The following is a 20,684-nucleotide window of genomic DNA, read 5'->3' on the forward strand; positions in this document are numbered from 1 at the left end:
AGGTCGTATGTCGACGCGGACCGTCGCCCCACCCGCGCAGGTGGAACTCGTCATCGGCGGCATGACCTGCGCGTCGTGCGCCGCCCGCATCGAGAAGAAGCTGAATCGGATGGAGGGCGTAGAGGCGACCGTCAATTACGCGACCGAGAAAGCGAAGGTCACCTTCGACGGCGGGGTCGGCGCCGGGGTCGAGGTCGCGGACCTGATCGCCACGGTCGAGGCCACCGGGTACACGGCGCGGGAGCCCGCGCCCGCCCGGGAGGACAGCCCCGCCGGTGACATTGACGGTGACGGTGACGCCGAGTTGCTGTCGCTTCGGCAGCGGTTGATCACGGCGGTCGTACTCGCCGCGCCGGTCGTCGCCATGGCCATGATCCCGGCCCTCCAGTTCACGTACTGGCAGTGGCTCTCGCTCACCCTGGCCGCGCCCGTCGTGACGTACGCGGCCTGGCCCTTCCACAAGGCGGCGGTCACCAACGCACGGCACGGCGCCGCGACGATGGACACGCTGATCTCCGTCGGCACGTCGGCGGCGTTCCTCTGGTCCCTGTGGGCGCTGTTCTTCGGCACGGCCGGCATGCCCGGCATGACACACCCCTTCGAGCTGACCATCGCGCGCGGCGACGGCGCCGGGAACATCTATCTGGAGGCCGCGGCCGGAGTGACGGCCTTCATCCTCGCGGGCCGCTACTTCGAGGCGCGCTCGAAGCGGAAGGCGGGCGCCGCGCTCAAGACGCTCCTGGAGCTCGGCGCGAAGGATGTCACCGTCGTACGGGACGGCGGCCGCGAACAGACCGTCCCCGTCGGCGAGTTGAGGGCCGGTACGCGATTCCTCGTACGTCCCGGGGAGAAGATCGCCACCGACGGCACGGTCGTCGAGGGCATATCAGCCGTGGACGTCTCCATGCTCACCGGAGAGTCCGCGCCGGTCGAGGTCGCCGTCGGCGACGCGGTCACCGGAGCCACGCTGAACGTCGGCGGGCGGCTCGTGGTCGAGGCCACCCGGGTCGGCGCCGACACCCAACTCGCCCGTATGGCACGGCTGGTGGAGGACGCACAGAACGGCAAGGCCGCCGCCCAGCGGCTCGCGGACCGGATCTCGGCCGTCTTCGTGCCGGTCGTCATGGCACTCTCCGTCGCCACGCTCGGATTCTGGCTCGTGAGCGGCGCGGGCCTGACCGCCGCATTCACCGCCGCCGTCGCCGTACTGATCATCGCCTGCCCGTGCGCCCTCGGCCTGGCCACACCGACCGCGCTCATGGTCGGCACCGGGCGCGGCGCCCAACTCGGCATCCTGATCAAGGGCCCCGAAGTACTGGAAAGCACCCGCAAGGTCGACACGATCGTCCTCGACAAGACGGGGACCGTGACGACCGGTCGGATGACGCTGCTTGCCACGTACGTCGCCGACGGCGCTTCGGAGGACGACGTGCTGCGGCTCGCGGGCGCTCTTGAGCACTCCTCCGAGCACCCGATCGCGCAGGCCGTGGCCGCCGGGGCCGTGGACCGGGTGGGGGCGCTGCCCGTCCCCGAGGACTTCGCGAACAGCGCCGGACTCGGCGTCCAGGGCGTCGTCGAGGGGCACGCGGTGCTCGTGGGGAGGGAACAGCTCCTCGCCGAGTGGGAGATCCAACTGCCCGACGAGCTGGCCCGCGCCAAGTCCGACGCCGAGGCCGCCGGGCGTACGGCCATCGCCGTGGCCTGGGACGGCGAGGCCCGCGCCGTCCTGGAGGTCGCCGACGCGGTGAAGGAGACCAGCGCCGACGCCGTCCAACGGCTGCGCGCGCTCGGGCTGCGCCCGGTGCTGCTGACCGGTGACAACGAGGCCGTCGCCCGTGCGGTCGCCGCCGACGTCGGTATCGCGGCCGGGGACGTCATCGCCGAGGTGCTGCCCCAGGACAAGGTCGACGTCGTCAAGCGGCTCCAGGGGGAGGGGCGTTCGGTGGCCATGGTCGGCGACGGGGTCAACGACGCGGCCGCGCTGGCGCAGGCCGATCTGGGGCTTGCGATGGGGACGGGTGCGGATGCGGCCATCGAGGCGGGGGATCTGACGCTGGTCCGGGGTGACCTGCGGGTTGCCGCCGATGCGATTCGGTTGTCCCGGAGGACGCTGGGCACGATCCGGTCGAATCTGTTCTGGGCGTTCGCTTATAACGTGGCTGCGTTGCCGCTGGCCGCGGCGGGGTTCTTGAGTCCGATGATCGCCGGGGCGGCTATGGCGTTCTCGTCGGTGTTCGTGGTGGGGAACAGTTTGCGGTTGCGGCGGTTCCGGGCGGGCTTTTAGCTCAGCGGGGAGGTAGCTGAGGTCACGGGGCTCCGCCCCGGACCCCGCTGCTCAATCGCCGCAGGGGCTTGATTTGCTCGGACTCCGCTGCTTGCGTGCGGTGGGGGCTTGATTTGCCCGGACCTCGCTGCTTGCGTGCGGTGGGGGCTTGATTTGCCCGGACCCCGCTGCTCACTCGCCGCAGGGGCTTGATTTGCTCGGGCCTCGCTGCTTGCGTGCGGTGGGGGCTTGATTTGCTCGGACCCCGCTGCTTGCGTGCGGCGGGGGCTTGATTTGCCCGGACCTCGCTGCTTGCGTGCGGTGGGGGCTTGATTTGCTCGGACCTGGCTGCTTGCGTGCGGTGGGGGCTTGATTTGCTCGGAATCCGCTGCTCAAGCGCCGCAGGGGCTTAGTAGGGGTGATCTATGGTTGCTCAGCGTGATCATGTGTACGCGTAAAGTTGCCGCCTACCTGCTGCTCGGCCTCTCCGTCGCCGCCTTCGTCGGCCTCTGTGTCTTCCAGCACGCGCCCATGGCCGACGTTCTCGTCTACCGGGCCGAGGGCGTCGCCGCCGCGGGCGGTGGTGGTGATCTCTATGGGTTCACCGTCACCGAGTGGCAACTGCCCGCCACCTACCCGCCGTTCGCGGCGCTGCTCTTCGTGCCCATGGGCTGGATGCCGCTCGCCGTCCTCAAGGGCGTCTTTCTGCTCGGCAACATCGGACTCGTCGCCCTCCTGGTGCACCTCTCCTGCCGGCTGGCCGGGTTGACAGCGACGCGGGCCAGGACCTGCCTGCTCACCGGCGGAGCCCTGTGGCTCGAACCCCTTTTCCAGACCGTGCTGTTCGGGCAGATCAATCTCGTCCTGGCCTGCCTGATCCTGGGCGATCTGGTCAGGTCGGACGGCGCCCGCGGCAAGGGGGTTCTGCTCGGTGTCGCGACCGGTATCAAGCTCACCCCGGCCGTCTTCATCGTCTACCTGTACGTGACAGGCCGCCGCCGCGAAGCGGCCTGCGCGGCGGCCGGGTGCGCCGGCACCGTGGTGCTCGGCGCGCTCGTACTCCCGTACGCCAGCTGGGAGTTCTGGACGCGGCGGCTCTACGAGACCGGGCGCGTCGGCAAGGCGTGGATCGTGGACAATCAGTCGCTGCAGGGGCTGATCGCCCGCGCGGTGCACACCGCCGAACCGGGGCTGCTCTGGGCCGTCCCCGCCGTTCTCGTCGCCCTGGGCGGGCTCTACGCCGCCTCGCGCGCCCGCACCGAGGCGCACGGTGTCGCCCTCACGGCGCTGACCGCGCTCCTTGTCTCGCCCATCAGCTGGTCCCACCACTGGGTGTGGTGCGTGCCGCTGCTCGCGGTCCTGTGGGCGGCAGGCCATCGCCGTACGACGGTCGCCGTGGCGCTGCTCTTCACCGCCCGCACCATGTGGCTGCTGCCCCACCAGGGCGACCTGGACCTCCAACTCGCTTGGTGGCAGCAGCCGTTGGCGTCGCCCTATCCGCTGCTCGGGCTCGGCCTCCTCGTCGTTGCGCTGCGTCAGCCGTCGGCGAGCAGCTCGTCCGCGTCGACGATCCGGTACGCGTAGCCCTGCTCGGCCAGGAAGCGCTGGCGGTGCGCCGCGAAGTCCTGGTCGATGGTGTCGCGGGCGACCACCGAGTAGAAGCGGGCCTCGTGGCCGTCCGCCTTCGGGCGCAGCACCCGGCCCAGGCGCTGGGCCTCCTCCTGGCGCGAGCCGAACGTGCCCGAGACCTGGATGGCGACCGTGGCCTCGGGGAGGTCGATGGAGAAGTTCGCGACCTTCGAGACGACGAGTACCGAGATCTCGCCCTGGCGGAACGCCTCGAAGAGCTTCTCGCGCACCGCGTTCGTCGTCTCGCCCTTGATGACCGGGGCGTCCAAGTGCTCGCCCAGCTCGTCGAGTTGGTCGATGTACTGACCGATGACGAGGGTCTGCTCACCCGCGTGCTTGCGCACCAGCGCCTCGGTCACCTTGCGCTTCGTCGCCGTCGTCGCACAGAACCGGTACTTCTCCTCCGCCTCCGCGGTCGCGTACGCGAGCCGCTCGGAGTCGGTGAGATTGACGCGGACCTCGACACAGTCCGCCGGGGCGATGTACCCCTGCGCCTCGATCTCCTTCCACGGCGCGTCGAACCGCTTCGGGCCGATGAGGGAGAAGACATCCGACTCGCGGCCGTCCTCGCGGACGAGCGTCGCGGTCAGGCCGAGGCGGCGACGCGCCTGGAGATCGGCGGTGAACTTGAAGACCGGCGCGGGCAGCAGATGCACCTCGTCGTAGATGACGAGACCCCAGTCGCGGGAGTCGAACAGCTCCAGGTGCGGGTAGACGCCCTTCCGCTTCGTCGTCAGCACCTGGTACGTGGCGATGGTGACCGGGCGGATCTCCTTGCGCGTACCGCTGTACTCGCCGATCTCCTCCTCGGTGAGCGAGGTGCGCTTGACCAGCTCGTGCTTCCACTGGCGGGCCGAGACGGTGTTCGTGACGAGGATGAGGGTGGTGGCTTTGGCCTGCGCCATCGCGCCCGCGCCGACCAGTGTCTTGCCCGCGCCGCAGGGGAGTACGACGACGCCGGAACCGCCGTGCCAGAAGCCCTCGACCGCCTGCTTCTGGTACGGGCGCAGCGCCCAGCCGTCCTCCGCGAGGTCGATCGCGTGCGCCTCGCCGTCCACGTATCCGGCGAGGTCCTCGGCAGGCCAGCCCAGCTTCAGCAGCGTCTGCTTGATCTGGCCGCGCTCGGAGGGGTGCACGGCCACGGAGTCCGCGTCGATGCGGACGCCGACCAGCGGCTGCACCCGCTTCGAGCGCAGGATCTCCTCCAGGACCGGGCGGTCCGTGCTGGACAGGACCAGGCCGTGCGCCGGGTGCTTGGAGAGGGTGAGCCGCCCGTAGCGGTCCATCGTCTCGGCGATGTCGACGAGCAGCGCGTGCGGCACCGGGTACCGGCTGTACTCCACGAGCGCGTCCACGACCTGCTCCGCGTCGTGCCCGGCCGCCCGCGCGTTCCACAGCCCCAGCGGTGTCAGCCGGTAGGTGTGGATGTGCTCGGGCGCCCGCTCCAGCTCGGCGAACGGGGCGATGGCCCGGCGGCATGCGTCGGCCCGCTCGTGGTCGACCTCCAGGAGCAGGGTCTTGTCCGACTGGACGATGAGTGGACCGTTCACGCGCGGCACCCTTCCGTTGGGCCCATCTGGCCAAACGTCCAGTGTGCCTCATCGGGAGGCACGGTGGTGTGGACGCCGAAGCCGGGGAGCCGCTCCCTGTAACGCGGCCGCCCGGCCGAAGCGTCAACAGTGCAGAGCGGACGCGTGGCCAGGAGGGGGCACAGATGCGCAGAGCGGCACGCAGGACCGAGGAGATCGAGGAGTTCATGCGGACCGTGAGCCCGGCCCTGTTCAGGTCGGCGCTCCTGGTCTGCGGGGACCATCACCTCGCCGAGGACCTGGTGCAGACGACTCTGGGCAAGGTGTTCGTGTCCTGGGGGCGCGTGCGCAGGGCCGACCATCCGACGGCGTATGTGCGCGCGATGCTGATGCGCACCTACCTCTCGCACGCCCGGCTGCATCGGGCGTCCGAGAGACCGACGGACGAGCTGCCGGAGCAGGCCACCGGCGCTCACGACCCGGCCCTGCGGCTGACGCTGGTGCACGCACTGGCACAGCTGCCGCCGAGGGACCGGGCCGTGGTCGTGCTGCGCTACTGGGAGGACCGCAGCGTCGCCCAGACCGCCGCCGAACTGGGTCTGAGCCAGGGGAACGTACGCATTCGCAGCATGCGGGCGCTGAAGTCCCTGCGGGGCGCGCTGGCCGGCGAACAGGACATCCTCGCCGGGAAGTAGCCGTCCTCGCCGGGAACAGGGGAGTTGAGGGAGCTGTCATGAAGAAAGCTGTCGTGAAGAAAGCTGTCATGAAGAAAGCTGTCGTGAAGAAAGTGGAGCAGTACGGGGACGGGCGCGACGCCGTCCGGCAGGCCCCGGACGAAGCGGAGTTCGAGCGCCGTCTCGGAGCGCTCCTCGACGGGTACGCCGGGGAACTGCCGGGACCGGGCGAGGACCTGGTAACCGGCGGCATGGTCCGCGGCCGGCGGATGCGCGTCCGGCGCCGGGCGCTGTGGGGCGCGGCCACGGTCGTCTGCGCGGGCGTCGTCGCCGGCGGGGCGGCGCTCGGCGCGGGGCCGCGCGGCGGGCCCGCCGCGCAGGCGGACGGGGTGACGATCCCGGTGTTCGAGCCGGTCGCCGCCGCCTCGGGCCCACCGGCCGGAACGCGGCCGCTGACCGGCGAGGAGGCCGTCACGACCCTGCGCGGGCTGCTGCCGGGCGCGCCCGCCACGACCGGACAGCGCGGCTGGCAGGGGCCGCGGGAGGCGGCGCGGGCCGACGCGGGCGGCCGGCTTCTCGTGGCCGGCGCGGAGGTCGCCGTCAGCGTCCAGGGCAACGTGCAGCTGACCGCGGTCGAGGCGCTCGGCAAGGATGCGGCGCGCGCCGCCGCCGAGGAGGCGGGACGGCAGGACAAGTCCGGCACCGCCGCCCCCGACAAGGAAGCCGCCCGCGACGCCTCGGGCAAGGGCGCGAAGGCCTCGGGCAAGGGCGCGAAGAAGGTGCGTCCCGTCACCCGCGCCGAACTGCGCGCCTTCTACTCCTGCGCCGCCAGGGCCGCGCCCGGCATCACCGTGAGCGGCTGCGACGCCCGCAACCTCGCCGACGACGCGGTCCTGATCACGTACGAGGAACACGAGGGGCGCCTCGTGCGGCGCACCGCCGACCTGCTCCGCAAGGACGGCACCCGCATCGTCGTCACCACGGCCAACGCCGCCGACGCCGAACGCGGTCCCGCGAGTACCGCCACGCCGCCGCTGACCACCGCGGAACTGGCTCGCGTGGCACAGGCCGGGGCGTGGCAGCCCTGGGTCAAGCCGTAGCGGCGGAACCGGGCCGTGGCAGCTCTCAGCTGTCCGAAAGCTCCGCCACGCCCGTCACCCGGTGCAGCGGATACGTACGGACCTCGTCGGCCGTGTGGTCGTACGCCGTCACGAAGCCGCCCTCGACGCGGATGGGGGCGATGACGCGCTGGCTGGCGGCGCCCTCCGCGTTCACGTAGCCGATCCACAGGGTGTCGCCGGTGAGGACCGCGGCCTGCATCGTGGCGAGGGTCTCGGCCGCCGCGGTACGGGGCAGTTCGCCCGTTCCGGAGTGGGCGGGCGCCGTCTTGGGGGGGTCCTTTCGAGGCGCGGTCGCCGCCACGTCGCCCGCTCTGATCGCCCGGATCGCGGCGTCCAGGAGCGTGCCGTCGGGCAGCGCGGGCCCGTCCGGGACCGGCTCGGGGGGCGTGCGCGGCGGGGTGCGGTGCGCGTGGGCGCGGGTGATCAGGACATCGCCATCGGACGTCTCGGCGGCCGGGGCGAACCCCATCGAACGCAGGCCCTCCAGGAGCGAGCCCGGGTCCACCTGCGCCGCGAGAACGGTCGGGGCGAGCCGCCGCAGGCGCAGCGGCGCCGACCGCTTGTCCGCGAGGATCTCGCTCATCACGGCGTCGTCGTCGCAGCGGACGTACGCCGACGCCGCCCCGATGCGCAGGTGCCCGTGCCGCCTGGCCACGTCGTCGATCAGATACGTGAGGGGCTGGGGGACCGGCGTACGGGAGTGTTCGGTGAGGAAGACGTGCAGGTCGGAGGCTGTGCGTCCGGCGTCGAGCGCCCGGCGCACCGACCCCGGCGTGAACCGGTACACCGTCGCGCCGCCCTTCGACTCGACGTCGGCCAGCACGGACAGGGCGTCCGCCAGCGGGCGCACCAGAGGCCCCGGCGCCACTGCCGTCAGGTCCGCCTGGAGCAGGACGTGGTCCAGGGGCTCGGGCAGCAGCGGAGCAATGAGCTTCTCCGCTCTCGCCGTCGCCGCGGCCCGCTCCGCGGGGCCGAGATCCTGCTCCATGAGGAGCGCGCGGCCGTGCGCCGAGAGCGCCCCGCGGCCCGTCACCCCCAGGAACTCGGCGTCGGACAGCGTCCACTGGGCCAGCCGCGTCCGCAGATCCCGGGCGGCGGGCGAAGGCCGCTCCCAGGTCAGCCGGGCCACGATCGACTCGGGGTCGGGTGCCGCGCCCTCCGGCAGTCCGGCCAGCAGGGCGAGGACCCGGTGCCGCACCTCGGGCGCCGCCGAGCGGTCCAGGTGCGGGCCGAGCGCCGACAGCGTGCGGTCCTTGCTGTCCCGGCCGCCGACCAGGCCCGCCGTGCGGGTCGCCGGCAGCCAGGCCGCCGCGAGCCGCGTCCACCGCTCGGCCGGGGGCCGCTTCAGCCACTCGTCGTACGCGGGCGTCGCCGCGTACCGCTCGTCGGCCTCGCCGTCCGGGGCCAGCAGACCCGCCGCATAAGCGAGCTCGACCCAGAAGGCGGCCTGCGGTTCCGTACTGTCCAGGGCCGTCGCCGTGCGCTTCAGGTCCCGGACGCTCAGACCTCCCGCCCGCAGCACCGTCGGACCGCCCTCGTCCCAGTCCTTCAGCAGCTCCTCGACGGTGGCGAGCGCCGTGTACGCCTGCGCCGCCGCCGTCGCGTCCACCACCTGTGGACGGTGCGTCGCCTTCTCCCGCACGTCCGGTGCCACCGGCTCCAGCTCGCGGTGCGCCCGGCCGCCGCGCAGGTGCAGCGCCGCCTCCCGTGGCAGCACGACCGTGCCCGGCGCCGTGGGCAGCAGCAGACCCCGGTCGAGCAGCCAGCGCAGATGCGCGGCCGGCTGCGCCGTCACCTGCCCGTACGGCGGCCCCCACAGCAGCCGGTTCAGTACGTCGATGGACTGGGCCGGGGCCTCGTCGAGGAGCGCCGACATCCGCGTGCCGTCCGCGAAGAGACCCGTCAGCGCCGCCACCGCCGACACGCCGTCGTGCGTCGACTGCAGCCCCGCCGCCGCGACGATCTCCTGGAGCCGGGTCGGCGAGAGACCGGCCGTGGCCTCGGCGACCGTGGGCCCAAGACCCGTCGGGGACGGATGCTGCGGGGCCGGCGCGAGCAGCTCGCGGGCCGTCCGCACCAGGCGCAGCTGGTCGTCGCCGCCCCACAGCAGGGCCTGCTCGCGCAGCGTCGTCACCGCGCCCGGCAGCGCCCGCGCCGTGTGCTCGCCCGGCAGCAGGCCGAGCAGCGCGTCGTACGTCGCCGGTTCCGGGGCCACCGCGAGCGCCTGCGCCACCTGCTGCGTGAACCGGTCGAGCCGGTCCAGGGCACGGATCACCGAGGCGCGGGTGCCGGCCCGGGTGGCCAGCTGGGTCAGATCGTTCGGGACCGGGCCGAGCAGGTCGGGGCGGGCCCGCAGGAGGCGGGCCAAGGAGGCGTCGTCCCTGGCGCGGAGGGCTTCCGCCAGGGACCGCGGGGCTGTGGTGGTCGCCGCCGGGTTCTGCTCGTTGGGGCTCATCTGACCCACGGTAGCGGGCGGGTGGGTCCAGGCAGCGATTGAGCAGTTCAAGCCTCTCCGGCTTTTGCGGAGCGGGGTACGCGACGGAGCCCCGGGGCCTGTACTCCGTCGGGCCCGGCATTCGCGATACCGTCGACACAACAACTGCTGCACCCCGGAGGGGACTTCGTGGGGATCGAGAGTGATCAGCTCGTCTTCGACTATCTGAGCCGGGTCGGCGACCTGGCCCATCAGCGGCAGCTGCCGTCGGCGGCCCGGATGCGCCTGGTGACCGAGTTGCGGGGGGAGATCGACCGGCACCGCGCCCAGGTCACCGTCGACAGCCCGGCCGCGGTCCGCCGCATCCTCGACCGGCTCGGCAGCCCGGACCGGCTGGTCAGCGGCGCCCAGGACGGCAGACCCACCGTCGACCCGGCCGCCTCCCTCACCCGGCCGGTGCCCGAACAGCGCGCCCCCAAGAGCGCCGGGCGGCGCCGGATCGTGCCACGGCCCCGGCGCGAGCCCGCGCCCGAGGCCGGCCGGGACGACTCCGACGTGCCGGCGCCGCCGCACCTCGCCGGCACCGATGAACTCGGCGCGTCCGGTGGGGAGACCGACTGGTGGCGCATCGGCGCCGGGCCGCTCTCCGACACGGACAGCGTGCCCGGGTTCACCGGCGGGGTGGAGATCCCGGACATCCTCAAGCCGCCGCCCAAGGACGGCGGGCCCGATCTGCGCAAGAAGCGGGTGCCGGTCGAGCCGGATCCGGCCGATGACGCGGACGCTGACGCCGACGCCGTCGGTGCTGAGGGCGACGCCGTCGAGGCTGCCGGGGCGGGCGGCGCGCGGCGGTTCGTGCCCCGGCGCATGTCCCGGGTCGTGCCTGCCGGTGGGTTCACCAACCCCGTGCTGCTGCTCGCCGCGGCCGCCCTCGTCGCCGGTGCCGCGCTCGGCAATCCGCTGGCCCTGCTGATCGGCTGGGCCGTCGTCTATCTGTCCCGGCGGCTGTCCATGGGCCAGAAGAAATGGGCGGTTTTCGGACTGCCGGGTCTCACCGCGGTGGGCGGCATCGTCTGGCTCTGGGGGCGCAGCGTCGGGCGGTGGGGCGCGCCGATACCTGACGGGCACATGAGTGGCGCCCTCGGGGAGACGTGGCCCTGGGTACTCCGGTGCGCCGCGATCGCCTCCGCGTTGTATTTGGTGTGGCGGTCGCAGCGCAGCCGGGGGTGAGTTCCCGGATCCCGGATTCGGGGGGAGTGCCGGGTTCGGGGGGTGGCCGGTTCAGCTCGTCAGGTCCGACTGGAGTTCGCCCAGGATCTTGTTCGCCGCCGTGTATCCGATGCCCTGGATCCACAGCTCGTCGTCCACCTGGAACACCCGGTCGTCGCTGACCGCCCTGAGGCCCCGCCACAGGCCGCTCGTCGTGGTCTGCGTGACCTTCGCCTTGCCCGGATTTCCGTACGTCGACGTGAAGATGACGTCCGCGTCCGCCTTGTCGATCTGCTCGGGGCTGACGTCGTACGTGAACCCGTCCTCGGCCTTGTCGGTGACCGCGGGGCGGCCGAGGCCGACGTCGGCGAGGATCGTGCCGATGTAGTTCTTCTTGCCGTAGATGCGGATGTCGGCGCCCTCGACGAAGCGGACGACGTTGACCTCGGTCGCCGCCGCCTTCTGCTTTCCGCCCAGCGCCTTGGTGACCGCGGCCACGTGGGTCTCGTACTTGTCGATCGCCGTCTCGGCCTCGGCCTTTTTGCCGAGCGCGTCGGCGTGGACGCGGAAGTTCTGCTTCCAGGGGTAGCCGGTCGACTCGGTGAGGACCGTGGGGGCGATGGCGCTGAGCTGCTGGTAGCGCTGCGCGTCGCGGGCCTTGTTGCTGAGGATCAGGTCGGGCTTGAGGCTCGCGATCTTCTCCAGGTTCGGGTTCGCGATCTCGCCTACCTGGGTGATACCGGTCGTCCGCGACGTCGGCAGGTACGAGAGCAGGGCCTGCTCCGCGCCGGCCCGGGTGGCGCCCACGGGCTTCACTCCGAGGGTGATCGCCGAGTCGAGTTCGGCGGTGTCGAGGACGACCACGCGTTTCGGGTCGTTCTTGACTTTTACGTCGCCCATGGCGGTCTTGACGGTGTGGGTCGTGCCCGTGCCTCCGGCGGTGGAGGCGGATTCGTCCTTCGCCGAGCCGGAGGAGCTGCAGGCTGTGGCCGTCAGGAGCAGGGCCGCGCCCAGGGCCAGGACCCCGACTAAGGGGCCACGGGGGGTGAGGGAGGCAGTCATGTGGGTTGCCTTTCGCCATGAAGGGAGGGTGGCCGTCTGGGGTTCGTTGGCGGCTGTCTGGTGCGTTCCGACAGGTGCGTGGTGGGTACGGGGCCGCCCGGGGTATGTCCGTGCTCGCCATCTTGATGGCCTCGCCGGTTGCTTCGGGCGTCGCTACCGCGTGCCGCTGTGCTGCGCGCGCACATACCCCGACCGTCCCCTCCCGTCTCGTACGCGTCTGATCGCCGGATGCGTTGATCAAGCCCCTTGGGGGTCCCCCCGGACGGAGTCTGGGGGGAGATTGAGGAGCGGGGGCTGGGGCGGAGCCCCGGGGCTGGGGGACAGTGCCGGGCGCATGACCAGGTGGCAGGGGCTGAGCGCGGCCCGATCCGCTCAGCCGGCGGCCCGCCATGGCGTACCCGGGACGACCAGCGGTGACCCCGTGACCGGGTCCGGGACCACCACGCAATGCAGGCCGAAGACCTCCCGGACCAGCTCCGCGGTGACGACCTTCGCCGGCGCGCCCTCGGCGACGATGCGGCCCTCCTTCATGGCGACCAGGTGATCCGCGTAGCGGGCCGCCTGATTGAGATCGTGCAGGACGAGAGCGATGGTACGACCCTTGTCGTGGTTCAACTGCCGTACCAGGTCGAGGACTTCGACCTGGTGCGCGATGTCGAGGAACGTCGTGGGCTCGTCGAGGAGGAGGATGTCCGTCTCCTGGGCGAGAGCCATCGCGATCCAGACGCGCTGGCGCTGCCCGCCGGAGAGCTCGTCGACGTTGCGGTCCGCGAGGGCCGCGACATCGGTACGCCGCATGGCTTCGGTGACGGCTTTCTCGTCCGCCTCCGACCACTGCTGCCACCAGCTCTGGTGCGGCTGGCGGCCGCGCGAGACGAGGTCGGCGACGGTGATCGCCTCGGGGGCGGTGGGCGACTGGGGGAGCAGGCCGATCTGCTGGGCGATCTTCTTGGTGGGCAGCTCGGTGAGGGTCCTGCCGTCCAGGAGGACCGAGCCGCCGGCCGGTTTCAGGAGGCGGCCGAGCGCCCGTAGCGTCGTCGACTTGCCGCAGGCGTTCGGGCCGACGATCACCGTCACCTTGCCGTCGGGGACGGTGAGGTCGAGGCCGTGCACGACCGTGCGGTCGTCGTAGGCGAGCGTCAGGTCGCGGGCCGTGAGCCGGCTCATGCGGTGCCTCCGGAAGTGCGGACGGAGCGGCTGCGGACGATCAGATAGATCAGGTAGGGGGCGCCGACGGCCGCCGTGAGGACGCCGACGGGCAGTTCCGTGGGGGAGAACAGGCGGCGGGCCAGCAGATCGGCCACGACCACGATCACCGCGCCCATCAGCGCCGAGCAGAGCAGCGGGATCTGGGCGGTGCGGGTCAGGCGGCGGGCGATCTGGGGGGCCAGCAGCGCCACGAAGTCCACCGGGCCCGCCGCTCCGGTAGCCAGGGACGCCAGGATCACGCCCAGGGCGACGAGGCCGAGGCGTACGCGGTCCAGGCGCACCCCGAGTGCCGTCGCCGTGTCGTCGTCCATCGTGACCGTGCGCTGCGCGCGGGCCGCCCAGGCGACGAAGGGGACGAGGAGGAGCAGGATCCAGGCGAGCGGTCGTGCTTCGGGCCAGCCTCGGCCGTTGAGCGAGCCCGTCATCCAGATCTGGGCCTGCTGGGCCACCAGGTAGTCGCCCTTCGTCATGAAGAGCGTGGTGATGGAGCGGAGCGCGATCGCGAAGCCGATGCCGATCAGGACGAAGCGGGTGGCGTGCAGGCCGCCCCGCCAGGCGAAGACGTAGACCAGGGCTGCCGCGATGACTCCGCCCGCTACGGATACGTAGGGGAGGAGCGTGTACGACGTCAGGCCGAAGGTCATCGCGGCCACCGTCACCGCGCTCGCGCCCTGGCTGATGCCGATGATGTCGGGGCTGGCGAGGGGGTTGCGGGCGACGGTCTGGATCAGCGCGCCCGCCACGCCGAACGCCGCGCCGACCAGGAGGCCGACCACCATGCGGGGTTCGCGCAAGGTGCCGACCACGAGTTCGTCGGGGGACGGCTGTCCGGTGAGGACCTTGAAGACCTCGGCCGGGCTCGTGAACGTCTCGCCCACGCAGAGGTAGGCCAGGCAGCTCGCGGCGAGGAGGACGGTGAGGAGCGCTGCCACGGTCGCCGCCCTGCGGTGCAGGAGGAAGCGGGCGCGGCCCGCGCGGAGCACCGTGTAGCCGGCCGGGCGCACCCCCGGGAGCGTGCTCATGCGGGCACTGCCTTTCTGCGTACCAGGGTCACCAGGAACGGGACCCCGATCAGTGCCGTCATGACGCCCGCGGGCACCTCGCTCGGCGGGAAGATCACCCGGCCGACGGTGTCGGAGACCAGCAGCATCACCGGGCCGGTGAGCGCCGCCATCGGCAGCAGCCAGCGGTGGTCGGAGCCGACGAGTGCGCGGGCGATGTGCGGCACCGCCAGGCCGATGAACGCGATCGGGCCCGCGGCCGCCACGCCGACCCCGGTCAGGATCGTCGCGCCCAGGCCGCCGACGATGCGTACCGTCGCCACGCGCTGTCCGAGGCCCTTCGCCATGTCCTCGCCGAGCGCCAGCGCGTCCAGGCCGCGGGCCACCGAGAGGACGAGGACCGTGCCCAGGAGGAGGAAGGGCCAGACCTGGTTGACGAGTTCCGTGTCCCGGCCGGAGAGCGAGCCCACCTGCCAGAAGCGGAACTCGTCGAGCGCCGAGGCCTTGGTGGTGAGGATCGCGGTGGTGACCGAGACGAGGAGCGCGTTGATCGCGGCGCCACCGAGGGCCAGTTTCACGGGGGTCGCGCCGCCCCGGCCGCTCGACGCGATCGCGTAGACGGCGACGGAGGCGATGGCCGCCCCGGCGAACGCCAGCCACACGTAACCGGTGAGCGTGTGGATGCCCAGATAGGCGATGGCCAGGACCACGCCGACCGACGCGCCCTGGCTGATGCCGAGGATGCCGGGGTCCGCGATGGGGTTGCGGGTGATGCCCTGGAGTACCGTGCCGGCGAGCGCGAGGGCTGCGCCGACCATCAGGCCGACGACCGTGCGCGGCAGGCGCAGGCCCCTGATCACCTCGGCCGCGTCGCTGTGCCCGCCGTGCAGCAGGGCGTCGAACACGGCGGACGGCGCGATCGCGCGGGCCCCGACCGCGAGGCTGAACAGCACCGCGAGGGCCAGCGCCACGGCCGCGGCCACGAGCGCGAGAACCCTGACGTCACGACGTCTGACGACCGGCATGGGGCTCCCGATGGACTGGCGGGCCGGCGGCGCGGCCGACTGGGCTTGGTAAGGCTTAGCTAAGTATGGGCTGTGAGGAGGTCATCGTATGCCGGGCACAATGACCCCATGGCTGCCCACATAGATCCCGCCCCCACCGGCCCCACCGTCGGCTTCGACCTCGACATGACGCTGATCGACTCGCGTCCCGGAATCCGGGCGACCTGGGTGGCCCTGTCCGAGCGGACCGGTACGTACGTCGACGCCGACCTGACCGTCACCCGGCTCGGGCCGCCGCTGGTCGACGAACTCGCCGAGTGGTTCCCGGCGGAGCAGATCCCGGCGATGGCCGACCTCTACCGTGAGATGTATCCCACATACGCCATCGAGCCGACGCTGCCGCTGCCGGGCGTCCATGAGGCGATGGACGCCGTGCACGCCGCGGGCGGCCGCACGATGGTCGTCACCGCCAAGTACGAGCCGAACGCCAAGCTGCACCTCGCGCACCTGGGCATCGACGCGGACATCGTCGCCGGCAACCTCTGGGCCGAGGGCAAGGCGGAGGCGCTGCGCGAGCACGGCGCGACCGTCTACGTCGGCGACCACGTCGGCGACGTGCGCGGGGCGCGCGCGGCCGACGCGTTCTCGGTGGCCGTCACGACCGGACCCTGCGACGCCGACGAACTGCGGACGGCGGGCGCCGACGTGGTGCTCCCGGATCTGACCGGATTCCCGGCCTGGCTGGAAAGCTACGTGGCGCGCGCCGCCCTGCGCTGAGCCGAGATGCCGCGGATCACGCCGGCCGCGGCCAGCAGAAAACCGACGCCCATGAGCATGCAGACGGCATAAGCGATCGGCGGGAACGGGTCGGTGTCGAGAAACAGCGGGGCCACCGTGACGAGGGTGGCGATCGCTCCCACGAGGAAAACGATGCCGCCCGCTTTCACGAGGCCGTCACCGGGCCCCGCCTCGGTCGCCCTGGAATTGACTTGGGTTTTGTCGCGCACCCAGCAAGGGTAGTTCCCAGGCCGTAGGGACAAGCAAGCGAACCATTCGGCGACGTCTTGTCACCGGCCCAGGGACCCATAGTCTTGGTGGCGGCGGGTCGTACCACGACCCGCTGTCCTGCTATCCAGGGCCCTATCCAGAGCGTTTTCTTTCTAGTACGAGGACGAGGACTTCACGTGCCTACCGGCAAGGTCAAGTGGTTCAACAGCGAGAAGGGCTTCGGCTTCCTCTCCCGCGACGACGGCGGTGACGTCTTCGTGCACTCCTCTGTACTTCCCGATGGTGTCGACGCCCTCAAGCCCGGCCAGCGCGTCGAGTTCGGAGTGGTCGCCGGCCAGCGCGGCGACCAGGCGCTCTCCGTCACGATCCTCGACCCGACCCCCTCCGTCGCCGCGGCGCAGCGCCGTAAGCCGGACGAACTCGCTTCCATTGTCCAGGACTTGACGACTCTGCTCGAAAACATCACGCCAAGCCTGGAGCGCGGCCGTTATCCCGACAAGGCCGCGGGCGCGAAGATCGCCGGTCTGTTGCGCGCCGTGGCCGACCAGTTGGACGTCTGAGCCCACACGGTTCTACGGGAACGCGAGCGCGTCCGGAGCCAGCGCCGGGACCAGGCCCTCGGCCGCGGCCCGCGTCAACAGGCCCCGGATCGCCGCGTATCCGTCCTCGCCGAGGTCGGCCGTGAACTCGTTGACGTACAGGCCGATGTGCTGGTCGGCCACGGCCGGGTCCATCTCCTGCGCGTGCTCCATGACGTACGGCCGCGACACCTCGGAGTCGTCCCAGGCCATCCGGACGGACGTGCGGACCGCGTCCGCGTAGGAGCGCAGCGTCTCGGCGCCCAGGTCGCGGCGCGCGATGATCGCGCCGAGCGGGATCGGCAGGCCCGTCGTGGCCTCCCAGTGCTCGCCCATGTCGGCGAGCTTGTGCAGGCCGTAGTTCTGGTACGTGAAGCGGGCCTCGTGGATGACGAGCCCCGCGTCGATCTTCCCGTCGCGCACCGCGGGCATGATCTCGTGGAACGGCATGACGACGATCTCGCCGACCTTGCCACCGGGGACGGTGTCCGCCGCCCACAGCCTGAAGAGCAGATACGCCGTCGAGGTCTCGCTCGGCACCGCGACCCGCTTGTCCGAGAGGTCCACGCCCGCCTCACGCGTGAGGACCAGCGGACCGCAGCCGCGGCCGAGTGCGCCGCCGCACGGCAGTAGCGCGTAGTCGTCGAGGACGTACGGCAGGACCGCGTAACTGACCTTGAGGACGTCGAACGTGTCCTCGCGGCGCTCCGCGACACCGTTGGTGATGTCGATGTCGGCGAACGTCACGTCCAGCGCCGGGGCGCCGGGGACGCGGCCGTGGGCCCAGGCGTCGAAGACGAAGGTGTCGTTCGGGCAGGGCGAGAAGGCGATGCGGACGGCGTCCGTCGTGCCCGTGCCCGTCGTGCTCGCTGTGTTCGTCGTGTCTGTCATGTGTTGTTCCAACTCTCCAGTACGGGCGCCGACTTCCCGAACGCGTCGGTGAGCGCGGCGAGCGCGTCACCGATGCGCCAGGCGGCGCGGTCGCGGGGCCCGACGGCGTTGGAGACGGCGCGTATCTCGGCCACGGCCACGTCGTGCGCGGCGGCGGCCTCGGCGACGCCGAAGCCTTCCATCGCCTCGGCGACGGCGCCCGGGTGGCGCTGGGCGAGCAACGCGGCGCGATCGGCGGTGCCGGTCACCGTGGAGACGGTGAGTACGGTGCCGACGGACCCGGGGGCGGCGCCGGTCGCCGCGGCGAGGTCTCGTACGAGGGATGCCGGCGGACGGTGGGTGACGGTGCCGAACCCGAGTTCGGTGACCGGCAGGAAACCCTCGGGAGTCTCGGCGCCGAGGTCGGCGGCGGTGATCGCGTCGGCGATCAGGACCGTGCCGGGCGGGGTGGTGAAGCCGCCGCCGATACCGGCCGAGACGACCAGCGTGTACGGGCGGCCGGACAGCGCGGCCTTCGTGAGCGCGGTGGCGGTGCCGGCCGCGGCGGCCGCGGGGCCCACGCCGACGGCGACCACATCGATCGCCGGATGCCGCTCACGCACTCCGCGCGCCACCGCGTCCCGTTCGGCCGGGACGGCGGTGGCGATCAGTACGCGAACGTGCGCGGTGCCGGTATCCGTCAGGAGTCCTTCTTGAGCTTGAACGACCACAGGCCGTACGCCTTGGAGTCGCTGCCCTGAAGGATCGTCACCGTGGTGGAGCCGCCGGTGGCGCCGTACTGCTGGTTGAAGAAGACGCTGCCCGGGACCGTGCGATACGTCTTCTTGCTGGAGTCCGTGAGCGGCTGACCGTTCATCAGGATCGTCCAGCCCTTGTCCGCGATCTCCGGGTCGACGCCGAAGCGGACCGTCTCATCGGGATCGACCTTGATGGTCTTGGCGTCCTTGTCCTTCAGACACCCTTCCAGCGACGACGGCTTGAGCGCGTTGCCGTCGTCGTAGCAGGAGGCCTCGGAGTTCACCGTGCTGCGGCCCACCGTGACGGTGGCCAGCGGCGACGGCTTGTCGCAGGCGGAGAGGACGAGCAGTCCGGCGCCGACGGCACCGACGGCGGCCACGGTGCGCCTGTGGCGCACTACGAAACGCTGGGAGGTCATGGCGGAAGGCTATCTGGCGTCGCACTCTCGTCTCTGGGTGGGTCGTCCGTCGGCGTGGCCGGTCCGCGCGGGCGCGCCGCGAGGGTGAGGGGACGTGGGCATCCGCGGGCCCGGTGGGGACTTCTCGCGCAGTTCCCCGCGCCCCTGAAATGCGCACTGCGTGCGCCATTCCATCGGCGCGCATCACGCGCCCATGGGGCAGCGGCGAAGCCGCAAGCCTCCGGGGGCGCGGGGAACGGCGCGATCAGCCCCCACCGGGCGCGCGGTCGAGATGCGTCCCGGGGGCGCGGGGAACGGCGTGATCAGCCCCCACCGGGCGGCAGGCGGAGAGCAACCCGGGGGCGCGGGGAACGGCGCGACCAGCCCCCACCGGGCGCGCGGTCGAGATGCGTCCCGGGGGCGCGGGGAACTGCGCGATCAGCCCCCACCGGGCGGCAGGCGGAGAACAACCCAGGGGCGCGGGGAACTGCGCGACCAGCCACGGCGGCGCCGCACCCGGCAACGAACAGGGGCCGGCAGACGCTAGGCCACACGCGTCCGCACCGGCCCACCTCGACGCGCGGCCGACAAAAGACCCCGCGCCGTCGACAACCACCCCGCCGCCACAATGCCCGCCCCCACAGAAAGCCCCAGCACCCCGTTCAACGGCAGCGCGATCCCGATCGCCCCGCCCAGAACCCACGCCACCTGCAACAACGTCTCCGAACGGGCGAACGCGGACGTACGCACCGCCTCCGGGACATCCCGCTGGATCGTCGCGTCCAGCGAAAGCTTCGCCAAAGCCTGGGCGAAACCGGCGACCGCCGCCAGACACGCCGTCATGAACGCCCCGAAAAATATCGCGGAGACGATCGCCGCGCCGAGCACCACCGCCACCACCGTCACGATGATGACCTCGGGCGCCCGCGACTTCAGCCACGCCCCGACGGCCGTACCCAGCGCGTTCCCGGCCCCGGCCGACACGCCCACCAGGGCGAGCGAGACGGCCGCGCTCTCCCCGGTCAGCGGATGCTCGCGCAGCAGGAACGCCAGGAAGAAGATCAGGAACCCGGACAGACAGCGCAGGGCGGCGTTCGCGGCGAGGGCGTGGGTCACGGCTGTGCCCACGGTCCGCAGGCCCGGCTTGCGCTGCTTGCGCCGGGCTCCGTGCAGATGTTCCTCGTCGGCGGCGAGCAGCGCCCTGCTCTCGCCCTTGGCCGAGTCCACCTTGTGCGGCAGCGAGAACGACAGGACCATCCCCGCCAGGAAGATCACGAAGGCGCCGTAGAGGGGCCAGCGCGGCCCGAGCGCTTGCAGGCCCGCCCCGACAGGCGCCGCGGCCCCGGTGGCGAGCAGCCCGCCGAGAGTGACCCGCGAGTTGGCCTTGACCAGGGAGAACCGGGGCGGGAGCAGCCGCGGCACGACCGCCGAACGGACGACCCCGTACGCCTTGGAGGCGACGAGGACGCCCAGCGCAGCCGGATACAGCTCGATGCCGCCGGTCACCACCGCGCCCGACAGAACGAGCGCGAGCAGCGCCCGCGCCAGCATCGAGGCGGCCATCGCGGCCCGCCGCCCGTGCGGCAGCCGGTCCAGAAGCGGACCGATGACGGGGGCGAGAAGAGTGAAGGGCGCCATGGTGATGGCCAGATAGAGAGCGACCCGGCCGCGCGCCTCGTCCGTGGGTACGGAGAAGAAGACCGTGGAGGCGAGGGCGACGGTGATCATGACGTCGCCCGCGCCGTTCACCGCATGAAGTTCGATGAGTTTTCCGAGGCCCGACTCGCCCGCGCCGTGCGCATGGGTGACTTTTCGGATACCGCGCGCCGTGCCCGTGAACGGCAGACGCAGGGCACGCCCCACCTTGCGGACGGCCCCGCGCACCGGGCCCGAACCGCTGTGTACGTACGCCGACTCTCCCGCCGAACGTGACGAAC

At 72.0% G+C, this 20,684-nt stretch carries 18 protein-coding genes; 7 read left to right on the forward strand and 11 right to left on the reverse strand.

Going from position 1 to position 20,684, the window contains the following annotated elements:
• Window positions 1–7 precede the first annotated feature (7 nt).
• Together ACIREE_RS06240 and ACIREE_RS06245 are read left to right on the forward strand one after the other, a co-directional pair.
• Entirely contained in the window at window positions 8–2,284 is a 2,277-nt protein-coding gene (locus ACIREE_RS06240; RefSeq protein ID WP_404147051.1) for a heavy metal translocating P-type ATPase, read from the forward strand.
• A gap of 423 nt (window positions 2,285–2,707) precedes the next feature.
• On the forward strand, window positions 2,708–3,847 hold the full coding sequence (locus ACIREE_RS06245; protein WP_404147054.1) for a glycosyltransferase 87 family protein: 1,140 nt from the start codon (window positions 2,708–2,710) through the stop codon (window positions 3,845–3,847).
• Here the strand turns inward: ACIREE_RS06245 and ACIREE_RS06250 are convergent.
• On the reverse strand, window positions 3,799–5,442 hold the full coding sequence (locus ACIREE_RS06250; RefSeq protein ID WP_404147057.1) for a DNA repair helicase XPB: 1,644 nt from the start codon (window positions 5,440–5,442) through the stop codon (window positions 3,799–3,801). The two genes, ACIREE_RS06245 and ACIREE_RS06250, sit on opposite strands and share 49 nt — an antisense overlap.
• 164 nt (window positions 5,443–5,606) lie before the next feature.
• Between ACIREE_RS06250 and ACIREE_RS06255 the strand changes: the two genes are divergently transcribed.
• Both ACIREE_RS06255 and ACIREE_RS06260 read left to right on the forward strand, forming a co-directional pair.
• The gene (locus ACIREE_RS06255; protein ID WP_404147061.1) at window positions 5,607–6,116 is read left to right on the forward strand and encodes a SigE family RNA polymerase sigma factor; all 510 of its coding nucleotides are present in this window, start codon (window positions 5,607–5,609) and stop codon (window positions 6,114–6,116) included.
• A 38-nt stretch (window positions 6,117–6,154) separates the two neighbouring features.
• Complete coding sequence (locus ACIREE_RS06260; protein WP_404147064.1) at window positions 6,155–7,195, forward strand: hypothetical protein; 1,041 nt, start codon at window positions 6,155–6,157, stop codon at window positions 7,193–7,195.
• Window positions 7,196–7,220: 25 nt separating this feature from the next.
• On the opposite strand, the gene ACIREE_RS06265 is transcribed toward ACIREE_RS06260, so the two are convergent.
• Window positions 7,221–9,671, reverse strand: coding sequence for a helicase-associated domain-containing protein (locus tag ACIREE_RS06265; RefSeq protein WP_404147067.1), 2,451 nt, complete (start codon window positions 9,669–9,671; stop codon window positions 7,221–7,223).
• A 168-nt stretch (window positions 9,672–9,839) separates the two neighbouring features.
• Here ACIREE_RS06265 and ACIREE_RS06270 point away from each other — a divergent pair, with 168 nt between their 5' ends.
• The gene (locus ACIREE_RS06270; RefSeq protein ID WP_404147070.1) at window positions 9,840–10,880 is read left to right on the forward strand and encodes a hypothetical protein; all 1,041 of its coding nucleotides are present in this window, start codon (window positions 9,840–9,842) and stop codon (window positions 10,878–10,880) included.
• A 51-nt stretch (window positions 10,881–10,931) separates the two neighbouring features.
• Here ACIREE_RS06270 and ACIREE_RS06275 read toward each other — a convergent pair whose 3' ends face one another.
• From ACIREE_RS06275 to ACIREE_RS06290, 4 genes are all read right to left on the reverse strand, one after another.
• Window positions 10,932–11,921, reverse strand: coding sequence for an ABC transporter substrate-binding protein (locus ACIREE_RS06275; protein ID WP_404147073.1), 990 nt, complete (start codon window positions 11,919–11,921; stop codon window positions 10,932–10,934).
• 372 nt (window positions 11,922–12,293) lie between these two features.
• Window positions 12,294–13,088 (reverse strand): ABC transporter ATP-binding protein, encoded by a 795-nt coding sequence (locus ACIREE_RS06280; protein WP_404147075.1) that lies wholly within the window; start codon window positions 13,086–13,088, stop codon window positions 12,294–12,296.
• Window positions 13,085–14,152, reverse strand: a complete 1,068-nt coding sequence (locus tag ACIREE_RS06285) for a FecCD family ABC transporter permease (RefSeq protein ID WP_404147078.1) — start codon at window positions 14,150–14,152, stop codon at window positions 13,085–13,087. The genes ACIREE_RS06280 and ACIREE_RS06285 overlap by 4 nt, the downstream gene beginning before the upstream one ends.
• A complete protein-coding gene (locus ACIREE_RS06290; RefSeq protein WP_404147080.1) occupies window positions 14,149–15,156 on the reverse strand; it encodes a FecCD family ABC transporter permease in 1,008 nt (335 codons plus the stop codon). The genes ACIREE_RS06285 and ACIREE_RS06290 overlap by 4 nt, the downstream gene beginning before the upstream one ends.
• Before the next feature lie 108 nt (window positions 15,157–15,264).
• Here ACIREE_RS06290 and ACIREE_RS06295 point away from each other — a divergent pair, with 108 nt between their 5' ends.
• Window positions 15,265–15,912, forward strand: coding sequence for an HAD family hydrolase (locus ACIREE_RS06295; protein WP_404147083.1), 648 nt, complete (start codon window positions 15,265–15,267; stop codon window positions 15,910–15,912).
• Here ACIREE_RS06295 and ACIREE_RS06300 read toward each other — a convergent pair.
• Entirely contained in the window at window positions 15,885–16,142 is a 258-nt protein-coding gene (locus ACIREE_RS06300; RefSeq protein WP_363192865.1) for a hypothetical protein, read from the reverse strand. The genes ACIREE_RS06295 and ACIREE_RS06300 overlap by 28 nt on opposite strands.
• A 177-nt stretch (window positions 16,143–16,319) precedes the next feature.
• Between ACIREE_RS06300 and ACIREE_RS06305 the strand changes: the two genes are divergently transcribed.
• Window positions 16,320–16,703, forward strand: coding sequence for a cold-shock protein (locus ACIREE_RS06305; protein WP_363192864.1), 384 nt, complete (start codon window positions 16,320–16,322; stop codon window positions 16,701–16,703).
• Window positions 16,704–16,715: 12 nt separating this feature from the next.
• Here ACIREE_RS06305 and ACIREE_RS06310 read toward each other — a convergent pair whose 3' ends face one another.
• From ACIREE_RS06310 to ACIREE_RS06325, 4 genes are all read right to left on the reverse strand, one after another.
• Window positions 16,716–17,612 carry a 1,4-dihydroxy-6-naphthoate synthase gene (locus tag ACIREE_RS06310; RefSeq protein ID WP_404147087.1) on the reverse strand — a complete coding sequence of 299 codons (897 nt, stop codon included), beginning with the start codon at window positions 17,610–17,612 and terminating at the stop codon, window positions 16,716–16,718.
• Window positions 17,609–18,322, reverse strand: coding sequence for a futalosine hydrolase (locus ACIREE_RS06315; protein ID WP_404147090.1), 714 nt, complete (start codon window positions 18,320–18,322; stop codon window positions 17,609–17,611). Before ACIREE_RS06315 ends, ACIREE_RS06310 begins: the two co-directional genes overlap by 4 nt.
• Window positions 18,292–18,768 carry a DUF2771 domain-containing protein gene (locus ACIREE_RS06320; protein WP_404147092.1) on the reverse strand — a complete coding sequence of 159 codons (477 nt, stop codon included), beginning with the start codon at window positions 18,766–18,768 and terminating at the stop codon, window positions 18,292–18,294. The genes ACIREE_RS06315 and ACIREE_RS06320 overlap by 31 nt, the downstream gene beginning before the upstream one ends.
• A 522-nt stretch (window positions 18,769–19,290) precedes the next feature.
• Window positions 19,291–20,631 (reverse strand): MFS transporter, encoded by a 1,341-nt coding sequence (locus ACIREE_RS06325; RefSeq protein WP_404148170.1) that lies wholly within the window; start codon window positions 20,629–20,631, stop codon window positions 19,291–19,293.
• Between the last annotated feature and the right edge of the window lie 53 nt (window positions 20,632–20,684).

Source organism: Streptomyces sp. NPDC102467 (assembly GCF_044765445.1).
Classification (GTDB): Bacteria; Actinomycetota; Actinomycetes; order Streptomycetales; family Streptomycetaceae; genus Streptomyces.

Coding starts and splice junctions, on each gene's coding strand:
- ACIREE_RS06240 (WP_404147051.1), top strand. CDS start 8: ATGTCGACGCGGACCGTCGCCCCACCCGCGCAGGTGGAACTCGTCATC.
- ACIREE_RS06245 (WP_404147054.1), top strand. CDS start 2,708: ATGTGTACGCGTAAAGTTGCCGCCTACCTGCTGCTCGGCCTCTCCGTC.
- ACIREE_RS06255 (WP_404147061.1), top strand. CDS start 5,607: ATGCGCAGAGCGGCACGCAGGACCGAGGAGATCGAGGAGTTCATGCGG.
- ACIREE_RS06260 (WP_404147064.1), top strand. CDS start 6,155: ATGAAGAAAGCTGTCGTGAAGAAAGCTGTCATGAAGAAAGCTGTCGTG.
- ACIREE_RS06265 (WP_404147067.1), bottom strand. CDS start 9,671: ATGAGCCCCAACGAGCAGAACCCGGCGGCGACCACCACAGCCCCGCGG.
- ACIREE_RS06275 (WP_404147073.1), bottom strand. CDS start 11,921: ATGACTGCCTCCCTCACCCCCCGTGGCCCCTTAGTCGGGGTCCTGGCC.
- ACIREE_RS06280 (WP_404147075.1), bottom strand. CDS start 13,088: ATGAGCCGGCTCACGGCCCGCGACCTGACGCTCGCCTACGACGACCGC.
- ACIREE_RS06285 (WP_404147078.1), bottom strand. CDS start 14,152: ATGAGCACGCTCCCGGGGGTGCGCCCGGCCGGCTACACGGTGCTCCGC.
- ACIREE_RS06290 (WP_404147080.1), bottom strand. CDS start 15,156: ATGCCGGTCGTCAGACGTCGTGACGTCAGGGTTCTCGCGCTCGTGGCC.
- ACIREE_RS06295 (WP_404147083.1), top strand. CDS start 15,265: ATGGCTGCCCACATAGATCCCGCCCCCACCGGCCCCACCGTCGGCTTC.
- ACIREE_RS06310 (WP_404147087.1), bottom strand. CDS start 17,612: ATGACAGACACGACGAACACAGCGAGCACGACGGGCACGGGCACGACG.
- ACIREE_RS06320 (WP_404147092.1), bottom strand. CDS start 18,768: ATGACCTCCCAGCGTTTCGTAGTGCGCCACAGGCGCACCGTGGCCGCC.